The sequence below is a fragment of the Porticoccus sp. genome (assembly GCF_041592135.1).
In the GTDB taxonomy this organism is placed as follows: Bacteria; Pseudomonadota; Gammaproteobacteria; order Pseudomonadales; family Porticoccaceae; genus Porticoccus.
On record NZ_JBFHQR010000043.1, the window covers coordinates 1 to 16255 of the forward strand.

At 60.0% G+C, this 16255-nt stretch carries 16 protein-coding genes; 4 read left to right on the forward strand and 12 right to left on the reverse strand.

Translation table 11 applies throughout. The features are described from left to right. The 6 genes from ABY948_RS05860 to ABY948_RS05885 form a co-directional block, all read right to left on the reverse strand. A partial coding sequence (locus ABY948_RS05860) for an aspartate kinase (RefSeq protein ID WP_461481583.1) occupies nt 1-1216 on the reverse strand: 1216 nt, incomplete at its 3' end. Between the two features lie 87 nt (nt 1217-1303). Further along, nucleotides 1304-3904 (reverse strand): alanine--tRNA ligase, encoded by a 2601-nt coding sequence (alaS, locus tag ABY948_RS05865; RefSeq protein WP_461481584.1) that lies wholly within the window; start codon nt 3902-3904, stop codon nt 1304-1306. Nucleotides 3905-3964: 60 nt separating this feature from the next. Beyond that, nucleotides 3965-4315: a histidine triad nucleotide-binding protein gene (locus tag ABY948_RS05870; RefSeq protein WP_461481585.1), complete on the reverse strand. Its 351-nt coding sequence runs from the start codon at nt 4313-4315 to the stop codon at nt 3965-3967. A gap of 18 nt (nt 4316-4333) precedes the next feature. After that, nucleotides 4334-4528, reverse strand: a complete 195-nt coding sequence (locus tag ABY948_RS05875) for a Trm112 family protein (RefSeq protein ID WP_461481586.1) — start codon at nt 4526-4528, stop codon at nt 4334-4336. Nucleotides 4529-4601: 73 nt separating this feature from the next. Further along, nucleotides 4602-5423, reverse strand: a complete 822-nt coding sequence (locus ABY948_RS05880) for a M23 family metallopeptidase (protein WP_461481587.1) — start codon at nt 5421-5423, stop codon at nt 4602-4604. 23 nt (nt 5424-5446) lie between these two features. After that, nucleotides 5447-5842 (reverse strand): hypothetical protein, encoded by a 396-nt coding sequence (locus tag ABY948_RS05885; protein WP_461481588.1) that lies wholly within the window; start codon nt 5840-5842, stop codon nt 5447-5449. 132 nt (nt 5843-5974) lie between these two features. Between ABY948_RS05885 and ABY948_RS05890 the strand changes: the two genes are divergently transcribed. Then, nucleotides 5975-6988, forward strand: coding sequence for a YheT family hydrolase (locus ABY948_RS05890; protein ID WP_461481589.1), 1014 nt, complete (start codon nt 5975-5977; stop codon nt 6986-6988). On the opposite strand, the gene ABY948_RS05895 is transcribed toward ABY948_RS05890, so the two are convergent. The 6 genes from ABY948_RS05895 to ABY948_RS05920 form a co-directional block, all read right to left on the reverse strand. Next, a complete protein-coding gene (locus tag ABY948_RS05895; RefSeq protein WP_461481590.1) occupies nt 6948-7412 on the reverse strand; it encodes a regulatory protein RecX in 465 nt (154 codons plus the stop codon). The genes ABY948_RS05890 and ABY948_RS05895 overlap by 41 nt on opposite strands. A 192-nt stretch (nt 7413-7604) precedes the next feature. Next, nucleotides 7605-8300, reverse strand: a complete 696-nt coding sequence (locus tag ABY948_RS05900) for a DUF4126 domain-containing protein (protein ID WP_461481591.1) — start codon at nt 8298-8300, stop codon at nt 7605-7607. Nucleotides 8301-8379: 79 nt separating this feature from the next. Further along, nucleotides 8380-9153, reverse strand: a complete 774-nt coding sequence (locus ABY948_RS05905; RefSeq protein ID WP_461481592.1) for a sterol desaturase family protein — start codon at nt 9151-9153, stop codon at nt 8380-8382. A gap of 168 nt (nt 9154-9321) precedes the next feature. Next, a complete protein-coding gene (recA, locus tag ABY948_RS05910) occupies nt 9322-10371 on the reverse strand; it encodes a recombinase RecA (RefSeq protein WP_461481593.1) in 1050 nt (349 codons plus the stop codon). A 111-nt stretch (nt 10372-10482) separates the two neighbouring features. After that, nucleotides 10483-10971 carry a CinA family protein gene (locus ABY948_RS05915; RefSeq protein ID WP_461481594.1) on the reverse strand — a complete coding sequence of 163 codons (489 nt, stop codon included), beginning with the start codon at nt 10969-10971 and terminating at the stop codon, nt 10483-10485. 56 nt (nt 10972-11027) lie between these two features. Then, nucleotides 11028-12170 carry a class I SAM-dependent RNA methyltransferase gene (locus ABY948_RS05920; RefSeq protein ID WP_461481595.1) on the reverse strand — a complete coding sequence of 381 codons (1143 nt, stop codon included), beginning with the start codon at nt 12168-12170 and terminating at the stop codon, nt 11028-11030. 248 nt (nt 12171-12418) lie between these two features. On the opposite strand from ABY948_RS05920, the gene ABY948_RS05925 reads away from it, so the two are divergent. From ABY948_RS05925 to fdxA, 3 genes are all read left to right on the forward strand, one after another. Next, nucleotides 12419-12994, forward strand: coding sequence for a hypothetical protein (locus tag ABY948_RS05925; RefSeq protein ID WP_461481596.1), 576 nt, complete (start codon nt 12419-12421; stop codon nt 12992-12994). A gap of 63 nt (nt 12995-13057) precedes the next feature. Continuing rightward, nucleotides 13058-15640: a DNA mismatch repair protein MutS gene (gene mutS, locus ABY948_RS05930; protein WP_461481597.1), complete on the forward strand. Its 2583-nt coding sequence runs from the start codon at nt 13058-13060 to the stop codon at nt 15638-15640. A gap of 107 nt (nt 15641-15747) precedes the next feature. Then, nucleotides 15748-16071, forward strand: a complete 324-nt coding sequence (fdxA, locus tag ABY948_RS05935; RefSeq protein ID WP_461481598.1) for a ferredoxin FdxA — start codon at nt 15748-15750, stop codon at nt 16069-16071. Nucleotides 16072-16255 lie beyond the last annotated feature (184 nt).

Genomic DNA, 16255 nt, shown 5'->3' on the forward strand with positions numbered 1-16255 from the left:
GCTCTTCCAGTTCAAACGCACTGTGCAGCGCACGCACTGCCAACTCCAGGTACTTTTCATCAATCACGACGGTGATCTTGATCTCGGAAGTGCTGATCATCTGGATGTTGATGTTCTCCTTGGCCAGCGCCTCAAACATTTTCGCCGCCACCCCGGCATGGGAACGCATACCCACACCCACCAGCGCCAGTTTGGCGATTCCAGCGTTGGTATCCACGGCTGAAGCGCCGAGCTCCTCACCTACTTTATCGAGCACTTCTTTGGCCTTGGCCAATTCGTTGCGATGAACGGTAAAGGTGAGCGACGCAGTGTTGTCATGGGCCACGTTCTGCACGATCACGTCCACTTCGACATTGGCGCGGCCAACAGCCCCCAGCACTTTGGAGGCAATGCCCGGCACATCGGGAATGCCGCGAATGGTCAGTTTGGCTTCATCGCGGTTAAAGGCGATGCCAGAAACAACGGGTTTTTCCATATCGTCATCATCCTCAAGGGTGATCAGGGTACCAGGGCCATCCTGAAAACTGGACAGCACCCGCAGTGGAACTTTGTATTTGCCGGCAAATTCTACTGAGCGGATCTGCAACACCTTCGAACCCTGACTGGCCATTTCCAGCATTTCTTCAAAGGTGATTTTGTCGAGGCGACGGGCGCTCTGCACCACGCGGGGGTCGGTGGTGTAGACCCCATCCACATCGGTGTAGATCTGGCACTCGTCGGCTTTCAGGGCGGCGGCCAGCGCCACCGCCGTGGTATCGGAACCGCCGCGACCCAGTGTGGTGATATTGCCATCGCCATCCACACCCTGGAATCCGGCCACCACAACCACTCGACCGGCGGCCAGATCCTGCTGTATGCGATGGGCGTCAATATCCTCAATGCGTGCCTTGGAGTGAGCGCTGTCGGTGAGAATGCGCACCTGGCCGCCGGTGTAGGAGCGGGCGCCACAGCCCAGCTTATGCAATGCCATGCTCAGCAGGGCAATGGTGACCTGTTCACCGGTGGAAACCAGCACGTCCATCTCCCGGGCGCTGGGCTCGGCGTGGATCTCTTTCGCCAGGGCGATCAGGCGGTTGGTCTCACCGCTCATGGCGGAAACCACCACCACCACATCATCACCACGGTCGCGGAAGGCCCGTACTTTTTCGGCCACCGCTTCGATGCGCTCAGTGGTGCCGACGGAGGTACCACCGTATTTTTGAACAATCAGGCTCATGGATTTTTACACAGAGTTGTCTGCCGGAAATGGCCGGCAATTAAACACCAAATAACCGCTAAAGTTAAGAAAAATGGGGATTCGACGTTAGTCCGACAGCTTGTCGGCCACCCATTCCCCAGCCGCTTTCAGTGCCGCGGGCAATGCCGCCATGTCGGTGCCGCCACCCTGTGCCATATCGGGTCGACCGCCACCTTTGCCACCGACCTGGGCGGCCACAAATTGCATCAGCTCTCCCGCCTTGATGCGCCCCGTCAGGTCGTTGGTGACCCCGGCCACCATGGCCACCTTACCTTCACCACCGGCCGCCAGCAGTACCACTGCCGAACCCAGTTTGTTCTTCAGCTGATCCACCGTGTCGCGCAGGGATTTCGGATCGGCACCCTCCAGATTGGCCACCAGCACCCTGGCCCCAGAAACATCCAGCGCCTGGGACGCCAGATCGCTGCCGGCACTGCTGGCCAGCTTGCCCTTGAGCTGGGCATTCTGCTTTTCCAGCTCTTTCAGTTCGGCCCAGAGGGCGGCCACTTTTTGTACCACATTGTCGGAATTGGTTTTCAGCACGCCGGCCACGTCGTCGAGCTGCGCTGCCAGATTATCCAGATAGGCCAGCGCCTGCTCGCCGGTGACGGCCTCGATACGGCGCACACCGGAAGCGATGCCGGCCTCGCTGACAATTTTCAACAGGCCGATGTCACCGGTGCGGGACACATGGGTACCACCGCACAGCTCCACGGAAAAACCGTCGCCCATGGTCAGCACCCGCACTTCGTCGCCGTACTTTTCGCCAAACAGTGCCATGGCGCCCTTTTCACGGGCGCTATCCATGTCGCACACATCGGTCTGCACCGGGGTGTTGCGGCGGATTTCGCCGTTGACCCGCTGTTCAATGGCTTTGAGCTGTTCCGGCTTCACCGCTTCAAAGTGGCTGAAGTCGAAGCGCAATCGCTTGCTGTCCACCAGCGAACCCTTCTGGCTGACGTGATCGCCGAGAATTTCCCGCAGGGCCGCGTGCAACAGGTGCGTGGCGGAGTGATTGAGGGCGGTGGCCGTGCGCACCCTATTGTCCACCTCGGCGGCCAGTTGCTGGCCGACACTCATGGTGCCGGACAACAGCTTGCCAAGGTGCAGATAGTGAGCGCCCTGTTTCTGGCAATCCTGTACTTCAAATTCAACACCGGCGGCGCGCAGGTAGCCGCAGTCCCCCGCCTGGCCACCGGATTCGGCGTAGAAGGGGGTCTGGTCCAGCACGATTACGCCCTCATCACCGGCGCTGAGACCGTCGACCTGCTCACCGTCTTTTAGCAGCGCGACAACGGCGCCCTGACCATCAATACCCTCATAACCGGTAAAGGTTGTCGCCCCATCCAAGTGCAGTTGATGGCTGTAATCCACTTTGAAAGCACCCGCCGCGCGAGCGCGCTGGCGCTGTTCTGCCATGGCACTTTCATAGCCAGCCATATCCAGGGACAGTCCCCGCTCACGGGCGATATCGTTGGTCAGATCCACCGGGAAACCGTAGGTGTCGTAGAGGGTGAAAATCACATCACCGGAAATCACCTCGCCCTGCAGCTCGTCCAGCGCCACATTGAGTAACGCCATGCCGTTGTCGAGGGTTTTGGCGAATTGCTGTTCCTCGGCCAGCAGGACCTTTTCCACCTGGGCTTGCGCCTGCTTCAGTTCCGGATAGGCAGCACCCATTTCCGCCACCAGTGCCGACACCAGCTTGTGGAAAAAGGCCTGGTTCTGGCCCAGCTTGTGGCCGTGGCGGATGGCCCGGCGAATAATGCGCCGCAACACGTAGCCGCGGCCTTCGTTGGAGGGCAACACACCATCCACGATCAGGAAGCTGCAGGAGCGGATATGGTCGGCAATCACCCGCAATGACTTGTTTTCCAGATCAGCCGTGCCGGTCAGTTTCGCGGCGGCTTTGAGCAATGCCTGGAACAGGTCGATTTCGTAGTTGCTGTGTACACCCTGCATCACCGCGGCGATGCGCTCCAGCCCCATGCCGGTGTCGATGGAGGGCTTGGGCAGCGGCGTCATGGAACCGTCGGCGCTGCGCTCGAATTGCATGAACACCAGGTTCCAGATTTCGATGTAGCGATCCAGGTCATCGTTTTCACTGCCGGGGGGACCACCGGGCACATCGGCACCGTGATCGTAGAAGATCTCCGAACTGGGACCGCAGGGGCCGGTATCGCCCATCTGCCAGAAGTTGTCTTCGTCCAGTCTCGAGAAGCGCTCGGGACTGACACCGAGTTCTTTAATCCAGATATCCGCCGCCTCATCATCGGAAATATGCACGGTGACCCACAACCGCTCTTGCGGCAGTTGCAGCACCTGGGTGAGGAACTCCCAAGCAAAGCGGATGGCGTCGCGCTTGAAGTAGTCGCCGAAGCTGAAGTTGCCGAGCATCTCGAAGAAGGTGTGATGGCGAGCGGTATAGCCGACATTTTCCAGGTCGTTGTGCTTGCCGCCGGCGCGCACACAGCGCTGTGAAGACGCAGCCCGGCTATAGGGACGCTTTTCGCCGCCCAGGAACACATCCTTGAACTGCACCATCCCCGCATTGGTGAACAGCAGGGTCGGGTCGTTGCCCGGCACCAGGCTGCTGCTGGGCACAATGGCGTGCCCCTGGCTTTCAAAATACGTCAGGAAGGCATCGCGAATGTCGGCACTTTTCATAAACAATCAATTTCCATGACCTGCAATCAGGTCCGTTAACAGCGTTGGGTAGGCGTTATCTCAGAAACCGAGACTGTCTTCCGAGTACTTCTTGTCGCCGAGGATATGCAGGTGCAGGTGAAACACGGTCTGGCCCACGCCGGCACCATTGTTGATCACCACCCGGAAAGCCTCATCAATACCGGCCTGGCGGGCGATCTCACCCACGGTCAGCATCAGGTGTCCGAGCACCGCCTTGTCCTCGGCAGTGGCATCCACTAGACGGGGAATCGGCTTGCGCGGAATCACCAGCAGGTGGGTCGGCGCCTTCGGCGCAATATCGCGAATGGCAATGCAGTGCTCGTCTTCGTAGACGATGTCTGCCGGTATCTCACCGTTGATTATCCGCGTAAACAGGGTTTCTTCGGACATGCTCGTCAAGGCCTCCGGTTAATGCTCGCCGCCGAGCTTTTCATCGACGCTGAGCTGGCGGGCCTCGCTCTCCAGCATGACCGGGATGCCGTCGCGGATCGGGTAAGCCAGACCACTGGCCCGGCAAATCAGCTCGTCATGTTCCCTGTCATACTCCAGTGGTGCCTTGCTGACCGGGCACACCAGAATACTCAGCAATTTTTTATCAATCATCACAACCCCTGGCAAGAGTGTTTCCAGAGGGGGAAGTTTAAGGGAAAGGCGGCGTTGTGGCCACGCCTGAGCGCTAGGGCAGCGCTTTTCCTGCGGGGAAGTATTGCAGCACCAGCGCCGGATCGAGTCGCACGTCAAACCAGTTGATGCGCCAGTCCAGGTGCGGACCGGTTGCCCGACCGGTGGCACCCACTCTGGCGATCAGGTCGCCGGGGGCGACCGCTTGGCCCTCTTTGGCGAGCACCTCGCTGAGGTGGATAAAGGTGGAGCTGATGCCGTGCCCGTGATCGATGATCAGCGTGCCACCGGAATAAAACATATCCTTATAGGCGAGTTTGACGATCCCCGGTGCGGGTGCAAATACCTCGGTGCCGGTGGGGGCGGCGATATCCAGGCCGTAATGGGGATTGCCAGGGGTGCCGTTGTAGACTCGCAGGCTGCCGTAGACCCCGGTTATCGGCCCCTCGAGTGGCTTGTGGAAACCGGACAGGAAATCCAGGCGCTGGTCATCGTCGGCTCTGGCCCTGGCCACCAGCGCGGCCTCCCGGCGAATCCGCTCCAGCACTTCCTTGGGTGGGGTCACGGTTTGCTGGGGCACACCGTTGACGCGCTGTTCCTGGTAACTCCGCTGCTTGACCGTAAACCGATGATGCTGTGCCTGATCGGAACCGTTGCGGCTAACCAGGTCAATTTCCGCCGGGGCATCGCGCCCCAAGCCGAACACAAATACGCCATCGTTATCGACCCGCACAGGGCGCCCCATCACCTCGACCCGCTCGCCGGGTGACACCCGCCCGATCAGCATGCCCCCCTGCTCCAGGGGGCCGGACAGCTCAAGGGCCTGGATTACAAAGGGCAACGAGGAAAGCAGCACAAACACAAGGGAGCGAATCAAGGCAGTATCTCAGTCTCAGGCAATCAGGGGGAAGGGTAAGGTTCCAGCGATTCTACATCACAGTGGGTACCGGTTTGCAGCACCCGAATGGCATTGGCTCTGGCACAGACCTGATTGTTGTGTGCCGTATGCACAAAACCGTACTGCTCCACCCCCTGGCAGTCACCGCGAAAACGCATCAACACCCGCTTTCCGCCGATCAGTTCAATCACGGCGGCATGGGCATCCAGCACATAAAAGTGGCGCACCAGGGAGGTATTGAGGCAACCGTTTTCAATCCCCCAAAGGGACGGTTCAGCCATGCCATCGGTGGCAGCGGCAAGGTAAGGGGAAGCGGCGTTAACGGTGGCAGAAAGCGGCGAGACGGCCAGGCTGAACAGCGCCGTCAAGAGAAATACCCGGGTATTTGGGGACCGCAATGCTCACCTCGATCAAATACAGAAACTGACAGGTTAGATTGTCCGCCAGGCTATCCGTTCCTGGGTCGAGGCATTTAATTTTCCAGATGCTATGATAGCCCACCGCCGGTTCACCGAATCAAGGCCTGCACCATGCATACCGAACTGCCGCCGTTCACACCCCCCGCCGGGCTGCGCAACGCCCATCTGCAAAGCATGTTGAACAGCCTTGGGCCGCGCCCCTGGCAAGTTGCCAAACGCAGCGCACAGATGACCGCCCGCAGCCTGCCCACCCTGCTCAACGGCCTGCATGGCGGCAAGCCGGTAAAATTGTTGGCACACTTTGACCAGGCTGACCGGGACAACCAGCGGCTGGCGATATTGCTGCACGGCTGGGAGGGCAGCGGCGAATCCACCTATTTGCTGTCAGCAGCCAATCACCTGTACCGGCAGGGGTTCAATATTCTGCGACTAAACCTGCGCGATCACGGTGAGAGCTTTCACCTCAATGACAGCACCTTTAACTCCACCCTCTCAGAAGAAGTCGCCGGCGCGATTGGCGATTTTCTGGCGCGACACCCCCATCGACACCGCTACCTGGCCGGTTATTCCCTGGGGGGCAATTTCGCCCTGCGCATTGCCGCAGACGAGGGCGAAAGCCTGGCCCTGACAGCGGTGGCCGCCATCTGCCCACCCGTCGATCCGGCCCATGCCAAGGAAAAAATCATGGAAGGCGCCCTCTACCGCGATTTCTTTCTGGATAAGTGGAGCGGATCCCTCAGCAAAAAGCTGCACTATTTTCCACACCTGCTGGAAAACAATCCCCTGCCCCGCTTTGAATCCCTGACCGCCCTGAATGACTTTTTCGTGCCGACCTTTACCCCCTTTCAAAATGCGGCGGAGTATTTCGCCGCCTACGCCCTCTACGGCGACCGGCTGGCGGAGTTGCGCATTCCCACCTATCTGATTACCAGCGAGGATGACCCGATTGTGCCGGTAGCGGATCTCGACCAGCTCAACCGGCCAGCCATGCTGAAGGTTGTGGTGACCGAATTCGGGGGACACTGCGGTTTTATTGAAAACTACCGCCTGGCAAGCTGGAGTGATCGCTGCCTGTCATCCATTTTCAATCACCATCAAGGCACGCCTGTATCTGCTCCCCGCTGAAACCGCGGTACTGGAGAAAACGGCTGCGGCGGGCGCGCTCCTGAAAACTGTCGCAGGGACGTTGACCGTATTTTCGTGCCATCACCTCGGCGGCCAGCTGAAACCAGTCCGCCCCGCAATCCGCCAACACCTGTTCGGCCTGGCATTGCGGGATTCCGCGCTGCTGCAATTCCTGGCGGATGCGGTAGGGCCCCTGCCCCTTGCGAATGCGGGAAGCGACAAATGCCTCGCTGAAGCGCTGGTCCGACTGCAATTTATCCCGCTGCAGCGACGCCAACACCTGGGGTAACAGTTCGCTGTGTTCGGGAAAGCGGGCGCCCAGTTTGGTCAACAACTCGACAGCAGAATGCTCGCGACGGGCCAGCAGGTCCATGGCTCGACAGCGCAATAGCGCCGCAGGATTTTGCCGTTCGATCTCGTTCACCGCCAATCTCGCTTCAAGGCTACATACGCCCCGCTCAGGGCTGTTTACCCAGATTCAAGGCTGCTTATTTGCGCCGCTCTAAGCTGTTTTTATATCTAGCTCAAGGCTGTTTATCTGCCCAGCTCAAGGCTGTTTATCTGCCCAGCTCAAGGCTGTTTTTATACCTAGCTCAAGGCTGTTTATCTGCCCAGCTCAAGGCTGTTTGCCCGGTGGATCAAGGGCGTTTGTCGTCGTTTCCCTATCGGGGACCTCCGCCACCTTGGGCTCGGTCGCCGGTTTTTCGACGATGCCCAGCCACTGGCCAACTTTCCGCAGCAGGCGCAGCAGCAGACGCAGCAGCTTTGGCAACAGCCAGATCACCAGGGCGATAAACAGGACCATCAGGCACAGGAACAGCAACGGATGGTTGAACATCGCCCACATACCACCCAGCACCATCAGATCTTCACTGATGGAGGCAATCCAGTTGGTTACGGGTTCGGGAGACGTATTAATCAGCGCGCGGGTGGAGTCCTTGGTCAGGTGACTGGCTCCCGCCAGGGTCCCCCCCATCAACCCCGCCGCAATTTCCAGCGCCGGGGTCACATCCCCCACCGCCCCGGCGGCCAGCATGGCCCCGGCGGGAATGCGGATAAAGGTGTGCAGGGCATCCCAGCCGGTATCCACGCCGGGCACCTTGTCGACAAAAAACTCCACCGCATACATTGCCCCCGCGGCAAAAATCACCAGCGGGTCCTGCAGCACCACCAACTCGGCGGGCAGCTGGACATTGCCGGTGGCACCGGCGATGCCCAGCACCAGCACCGCCGCGTACAGATTGATGCCACTGGCCCAGCCGACCCCCATGGTCAACGCGATCACGCCGATCAATTCCTGGTATGTATCCATCAGATGCTCCTGTTGGCCGCGGGCCGACTACGTAATGCTGATCGTCCCTATGTTCGTGTTATCACCCGCTTATGGCAAGTCAGCGGCGGTAAGACTCAAGGCGGAATGGCGCCGCCAGCAATTGCAGCAGGCCCTGATCACTGGATTGATCCAGGCCAATCTGCATATCCGGCGTGCGGACGGTGGCCGACTTGCTGCCAAACAAGCGGTCCCAGAAACTGCATATCGCCCCATAGTTGCTGTCGGTGTCCCGTTGCTCCACATGGTGGTGCACCCAGTGAATGGAGGGCGTGATAATCAGCAGGGACAGCCAGTACTCCAGCTTTTTCGGCAGCCGGATATTGGAGTGGTGAAACCCGGTGACGATCAAGATCAACGATTCAAAGATGATCACCGAGCTAACCGGCAGGGCAAAACAGAAAATCACCGCCGCCCGCACCAGCGCCGACAAAATGACTTCACCAAAATGGAAACGTACCGCCGAGGTCACATCGAGCCACTGGTCCAGGTGGTGGACCCGGTGAAAACGCCACAGCCAGCTGAGGCGGTGATTGGCCCGGTGCCACCAGTAAATCCACAGATCCAACAGCAGCAAATCCACCAACAGCCAGGACCACGACGGCAGCCACGCAGACCACCAGTAGCGGGCGTGCCCGGCGGCAAACAACGTCACCGGCAATACGATGAGCAGGGATGCCAGGCTGTTGCACAACCACAGCGACAGATTTCGCAACAAGCGCCGCCCATTGGCCGCGGCGACGACCGGCGCGGCGGGCAGGACCCGTTCGGCCACAAACAGCAGCCATAAAATGCCCAGCACCAGGCTGCTTTTGTAGCTGATCAGCTCCTGCATGACTCACCATCACTGGACATTGCTAGCGTTCGGGGCACAGACATCTTTCGCTTCAATACCTCCGCATCCACACCTGTTACAGACCCCGGAATTCGCCAATCATCACAAAAAAAGCCGCGCGATTAACCGCACGGCTTTTTGTTTCGGGATAAAAACTGAACCCTGCGGTCAGATATCCGCCTCTTCAATCTCGGCCGTATCGACTTTCTCGGCGGATTTCGGCGGCTTCGGCGCAGCCATCAATTGAGTGCGAATTTTCTGTTCAATTTCAGCGGCAACAGCAGGGTTTTCACGCAGGTATTCGCAGGCATTGGCCTTGCCCTGGCCGATTTTGGTGCCGTTGTAGGCATACCAGGCGCCGGCCTTGTCCACCAGGCCGCACTTGACCCCCAGATCGATCACTTCACCGAGCTGATTGATGCCCGCGCCGTAGAGAATCTGGAATTCACATTGTTTGAAGGGCGGCGACACCTTGTTCTTCACCACCTTCACCCGGGTTTCGTTGCCCACCACTTCCTCGCCTTCCTTGACGGCGCCGATGCGGCGGATATCGAGACGCACGGAGGAATAGAACTTCAGCGCATTACCTCCGGTGGTGGTTTCCGGGTTGCCAAACATTACACCGATTTTCATGCGAATCTGGTTGATGAAAATCACCAGACAATTGGCCTGCTTGATGTTGCCGGTCAGTTTGCGCAACGCCTGGGACATCAGTCGCGCCTGCAGGCCGACGTGGTGATCGCCCATTTCACCCTCGATCTCGGCCCGCGGCGTCAGTGCCGCCACGGAGTCCACCACCAGTACGTCGATGGCGCCGGAGCGCACCAGCATGTCGGTCACTTCCAGGGCCTGCTCGCCGGTATCCGGCTGGGAGACGATCAGGTCGTCGACATTGACGCCCAGCTTCTCGGCATAATCCGGGTCCAGGGCGTGTTCCGCGTCCACAAACGCACAGGTTCCGCCTTTTTTCTGGGCCTCCGCGATCACCTGCAAGGTCAGGGTGGTCTTGCCGGAGGATTCCGGTCCGTAGATTTCCACAATACGCCCTTTCGGCAGGCCACCGATGCCCAGGGCGATATCCAGCCCGAGGGAGCCGGTGGAAATGGAGGGCATGACCACATGCTCTCTGTCGCCCATGCGCATGACAGTTCCTTTGCCAAACTGGCGCTCAATCTGGCCAAGCGCCGCCTGAAGTGCTTTTTCCTTGTTTGGATCCATGACCGATGCCTCTTGGTACTTTAAATTTTAGGACTTTAAATTTTGGTACGTTAAAACAGAATGGAGGCTAGCTTACCCCAACATCCTAATACTGTATAGTCATACAGTAGTTTAATTGTCGAGCAGATTGATCAACCCGGTCAGCGCCTGCAACACAGATGCCGCTCGCACGGCACCCCGGTCGCCATCAAAATGCAGACAACGGGTCACCCTGTCGCCGCTGCGACTGGCCCAGCAGAACCATACCGTGCCCACCGGTCTATCCGGTGTCCCGCCATCGGGTCCGGCAATACCGCTCACGGCAACGGCAATATCCGCCCCGGCAAGCGCCAGGGCGCCCCGGGCCATTTCCACCACCACCGCCTCGCTGACGGCACCCTGCTCCGCCAGGGTCTGGGCGGACACCCCCAGCAACTGCTGCTTGGCACTGTTGGCGTAGGTAATCAGCCCCAACCGGAACCAGCTGGAGCTGCCGGGCACATCGGTAATGGCGCTGGCGATGCCGCCACCGGTGCAGGACTCCGCACAGGTGACGGTGGCGTTGCCCTGCAGCAGCATTTCCCCGAGGCGGGTGGCGAGTGTGTGGATCGTTTTTTCCATCGCAAAACGTTAAGCCAGTGACGGGGCCGCTGCAAGACCCAAGTGGGTGCAGCGGATTATTTAAAGGTGACGGTCACCAGGGTTTCGTAATGATAGGTACCCGGAAACAGGTCGATCAGGCTGACCTGTTCAATACGGGCTTTTTCGCCCAGCTGCTGTAAATCTCGCACCATGGTCGCGGCACTGCAGCTTACATAAATCAGTTTTTTCGGTTTGAATGCTTTGACCCACTGATGCAGTAGGGTGAATCCCTTGCGGGGCGGGTCCACCAGCAACACATCAAATTGCGGCTGCTTGCAGCGCGCCTTGAAGGTCTTCAATGCCGTCTCGGCGAACAGGTCCAGGTGGAGAAAACTCAGGCCCCCTTCTTTCACTCGGTCAGGGGCGTAATCCACCATCACCCGTTCAACTTCCGGATACTGCTCCACGATCAGATCGGAAAGATTGCCTTCGCCGGAGAACAGATCCAGCAGACTATCCACCAGCATATCCCCGAGCTGCGCCAGCACCGCCTCCCGCAGCACCTCGTTCATGGCACGGTTAACCTGGGTAAAACCGCCGTGGGCATAGGGCTTGTCCCATTGCAGCTTTACGCCGTCACTGCTTTGGTACAGTTCACAGTGCCCCTGGCCTGAACGCTCCGCCGCCCAGCTGCGATCCTGATACAGCCCGTCAAAGCTGTCCTGTAGTTGTTCTTCGATCGCCAGACAGCCGGGAATCTCCACCACGCTATCCGCCACCGGGTCGATCATGCCAATGTACTTGTGACGGTAATGCAACTGGATGCGGTTGCGGTAGCCGAGGCGCTGTTCAGCCGCGCACAATTCAATCTCGGGCAGGGCGACGTCGAGGCGTTTCAGGTGCCCGGACAGCGCCGCCAGTTTGTAACTCAACTCGCTCTGGTAGTCGGTGTGGAGGAAATGACAGCCCGGACAGCTGCCAAAATGGGGGCAAACCGACTCCACACGGTTGTCGGCCGTTTTCGCCAGGGTATCGAGCCGGGCAAACAGCACCCCCTTGCTGGCGCGGGTGATGGTGGCCACACCCTCTTCACCCGGCAGGGTTTTGGGGATAAAACAGGGTTTGCCATCAATATGCGCTACCCCCTGCCCCATGGCATCCATTGATTCAATCACAAACTCGACGGCGCGATTGGCCATTTTGGGTTTGGCTTTTGGGTTCGGTCTTCTACGTTTCAAAGGGATTCCTTATTCGGTCAACAGGGTCGGCAGCCCGTCGGTTGCAGACCGCCCAGTATGCCCCAGCAGCGCCCGAAACGGGACGTGCTCTGCAACTATAAATAAGCCATTCCCGGCCACCGCTCACTGTGACGCCTCGCTGTGCTATACCTACACCCAGGTGAATTTGAGAACTACCCCCGATGCCAAGGATTGCTGCTGTGGCACTCATGTTACTCTTTGCAGAGCACTGCTGGAGTACTGATGTAATGGATTTGCGGTGCGTCATTCACGCCAGTACCGAGCTGGCCGAGACCGCAACTATCCAAAATGCCCTGCGCGCCTACAACCGCAACGGGACCGATCCGATGGTACTCGAGTCCCGCTGGCCAACCCTGACCAACGAATCCCCGGTTGTAAAATCCCTGCTCGACAACCCCGCCACCCCACTGATTCAAAACCTGATTACGACCTACTCCCTACAGGGGGAAGGCTTTTTAATCGGGCGCAATGGCGGGCTGGTGGCGATGACCAATTTAACCAGCGATTACTTCCAGGGCGATGAAGAGCAGTTTACGGAAACCATCAAACTCGATAGGGACCAGGCCTGGATACAGGATGCGGAGGTGGATCAAAGCGCTTCGGCCCTGCTGATCAAAATTGCCGTACCGGTGTTCACCTCGGCAAATGCCCCCGCCAGCGGGGTGCTGGTGATCGGGCTGGATCAATTTATTGTGGAGTTCTACCAGGGTTGCCATATCCTCGACGCACCGCAGCAGCAACCCCATAGCCCCGCCAATACCACCTCGCTGCGCTCACCTGAGCCCACAGATAGTATCCGGTAGTTTTTTCACCTCGCCGAATCCCGTAGAATCCGGGGTCTCCTTTCGCCAGCACAGTCTCCCGATATGACCGCAGCGGCAATGCCCGAACAGCACACCCCGATGATGCAGCAGTACCTGCGCATCAAGTCCCAACACCCCCATGAGCTGGTGTTCTACCGCATGGGGGATTTCTATGAGCTGTTCTACGACGATGCCAAAAAGGCCGCCCGGCTGCTGGACGTCACTCTCACCGCCCGCGGCAAGTCGGCGGGCCAGCCGATTCCCATGGCCGGGGTCCCCCACCACGCCGCAGAGGGCTACCTGGCCAAGCTGGTGAAGCTGGGGGAATCGGGGGCGATCTGCGAGCAGATCGGCGACCCCGCCACCAGCAAGGGGCCGGTGGAGCGACAGGTGGTGCGCATCGTCACCCCCGGCACCATCAGCGACGAGGCCCTGCTGGACGCGCGCCGCGACAACCTGCTGGCCGCGCTGGCCCATCACCGCGGTCATTTCGGTCTCGCCACCCTGGATATCGGCAGCGGTCGCTTTCTGGTGCTGGAAGTGGACAGCCCGGAGGGCTTACTCGGCGAATTGCAGCGGCTGAACCCCGCCGAACTGCTGGTGGGGGAAGACTTTCCCCACCCGGAACTGCTGCAACAGCGGCGCGGCGTGCGCCATCGCCAGCCCTGGGAGTTCGAGGCGGACACCGCCCGCCGCCAGCTGATCGATCAGTTCGGCACCAAAGACCTGGCCGCCTTCGGCTGCGATCACCTGCCCCTGGCCCTGGCCGCCGCCGGCTGCCTGCTGCAATACGCGCGGGAAACCCAGCGCACCGCCCTGCCGCACATCCGCCATATCAGCCACGAGAACCGCGACGACAGTGTGATTCTGGATGCCGCCACCCGCCGCAACCTGGAACTGAGCGTCAACCTCAATGGCGACACCGACAACACCCTGCTGTCGGTACTGGACACCACCGCTACCGCCATGGGCGGCCGGCTGCTGAATCGCTGGCTGAATCGCCCGCTGCGCAATCTGGCCATCCTCCGGGGACGGCAACAGGCCCTGGCCGCCCTGCGGCTGGACTACGGCTACGAATCGCTGACCGAACACCTGAAACAGGTGGGCGACATGGAGCGCATTCTCGGCCGCGTCGCCCTGCGCTCGGCCCGCCCCCGGGACCTGACCCGCTTGCGCCAATCCCTGGCGGCACTGCCGGGCATCCAGCAACTGCTGGCCGGCACAGCGGCGGAGCGCCTGCAACAACTGGCCCAACAGGCCGGGGAATTTCCCCAGCTGGTGGCACTGCTGGCGCGCGCCATTGCCGACAACCCGCCGGTGGTAATCCGCGACGGCGGGGTGATCGCCGAGGGCTACGACCCGGAACTGGACGAACTGCGCAACCTCAGCAGCAACGCCGGGCAGTTCCTGGTGGATCTGGAAGAGCGGGAAAAATCCCGCACCGGCATCAGCACCCTGAAAGTGGGTTACAACCGGGTGCACGGCTACTACATCGAAATTTCCCGGGGCCAGTCCCACCAGGCTCCGGTGGACTATATCCGCCGCCAGACCCTGAAGAACGCCGAGCGCTACATCACCCCGGAGTTGAAAACCTTCGAGGACAAGGCACTGAGCGCCAGGAGCCGCGCCCTGAGCCGGGAAAAGGCCCTCTACGAAGACCTGATCGAGACCCTCAACGAGCAACTGCTGCCGTTGCAGGACTGCGCCGCCGCCGTCTCGGAACTGGACGTGCTGGTGTGCCTGGCGGAGCGGGCCGACAGCCTCAGCCTGACCCCCGCAACCCTGGTGGAAGAACCCGGTATCGAGGTGAGCGGTGGCCGCCATCCGGTGGTGGAACAGGTACTGGACGGCCCCTTCGTCGCCAACGACCTGCGCCTCAACGAGCAGCGCCGCATGCTGGTGATCACCGGCCCCAACATGGGCGGCAAATCCACCTACATGCGCCAGGCGGCGCTGATCGTGTTGCTGGCCCATATCGGCAGCTGCGTGCCCGCCCGGAGCGCCACCATCGGCCTGGTGGACCGCATTTTCACCCGCATCGGCTCCTCCGACGACCTGGCCGGGGGCCGCTCCACCTTCATGGTGGAGATGACCGAGACCGCCAACATCCTGCACAACGCCAGCGCCCGCAGCTTGGTGCTGATGGACGAGATCGGCCGCGGCACCAGCACCTTCGACGGCCTGTCACTGGCCTGGGCCTGCGCCGTACAACTGGCGGAAAAGGTGCAGGCCTTCACCCTGTTCGCCACCCACTATTTCGAACTGACCGCCCTGCCGGAAAACACCCCCGGCGTCGCCAACGTGCACCTGGATGCCACCGAGTACCAGGACGATATCGTGTTCCTGCACGCCGTGCAGGAGGGTCCGGCCAGCCAGAGTTACGGTATCCAGGTGGCCAAGCTGGCGGGGATTCCCGCGGAAGTCATCGCCCTGGCCCGCCGCGAGCTGGCGGTCCTGGAAGCCGGCGCCCACGCCACGGTGAAGCCCGCCTCCGCCCCGCATCAGCCATTGCAGCAGGAGTTGTTTGCCGACCCGCTGGGCGCTGCGCTGCGCGACGCCCTGGCCGCCATAGACCCCGATGAACTGAGTCCGAAGCTGGCACTGGAACAACTGTACGCACTGAAACAGCTCTGCAAGGGGCGTTGATCTGCCACAAGCCGTGCCTATAAATTCGCCCCGGGTGGTTTAAATACCGGATTTTAATTCTGTATAATGCGCCGCTGTTCCTTTACCCGCTTCACGGAGAACACCCAATGACATTTGTCGTCGGCGAAAACTGCATCAAGTGCAAATACACTGACTGTGTGGAAGTCTGCCCGGTAGACTGCTTCTACGAAGGCCCCAATTTCCTGGTTATTCACCCGGACGAGTGTATCGACTGCGCCCTCTGTGAACCGGAGTGTCCCGCCGAGGCCATCTTCTCCGAGGACGAGCTACCCGATAACCAGCAGGTTTATCTGGAACTGAACGCCGAACTGGCAGACGTGTGGCCAAATATTACCGAGAAGAAAGACGCCTCTCCCGATGCCGAGAAGTGGGACGGCGTCGCGGACAAATTACAGTACCTGGAGCGTTAAGCCTCCTGGCGAGAATAACGTACGGATAAAAAGGCGGCCATGGGCCCACTGCTGTCCCACAGTTTGGGATAAATGAAAAAGCCTGAGTCTGAGAAGTTATAATGTGAGTGCGAACAAACGTTATAATTTCAGAGGGCTCAGGCTTTGTCGCATCATAACACCGCCTTTCATCAATTGCTCAAAC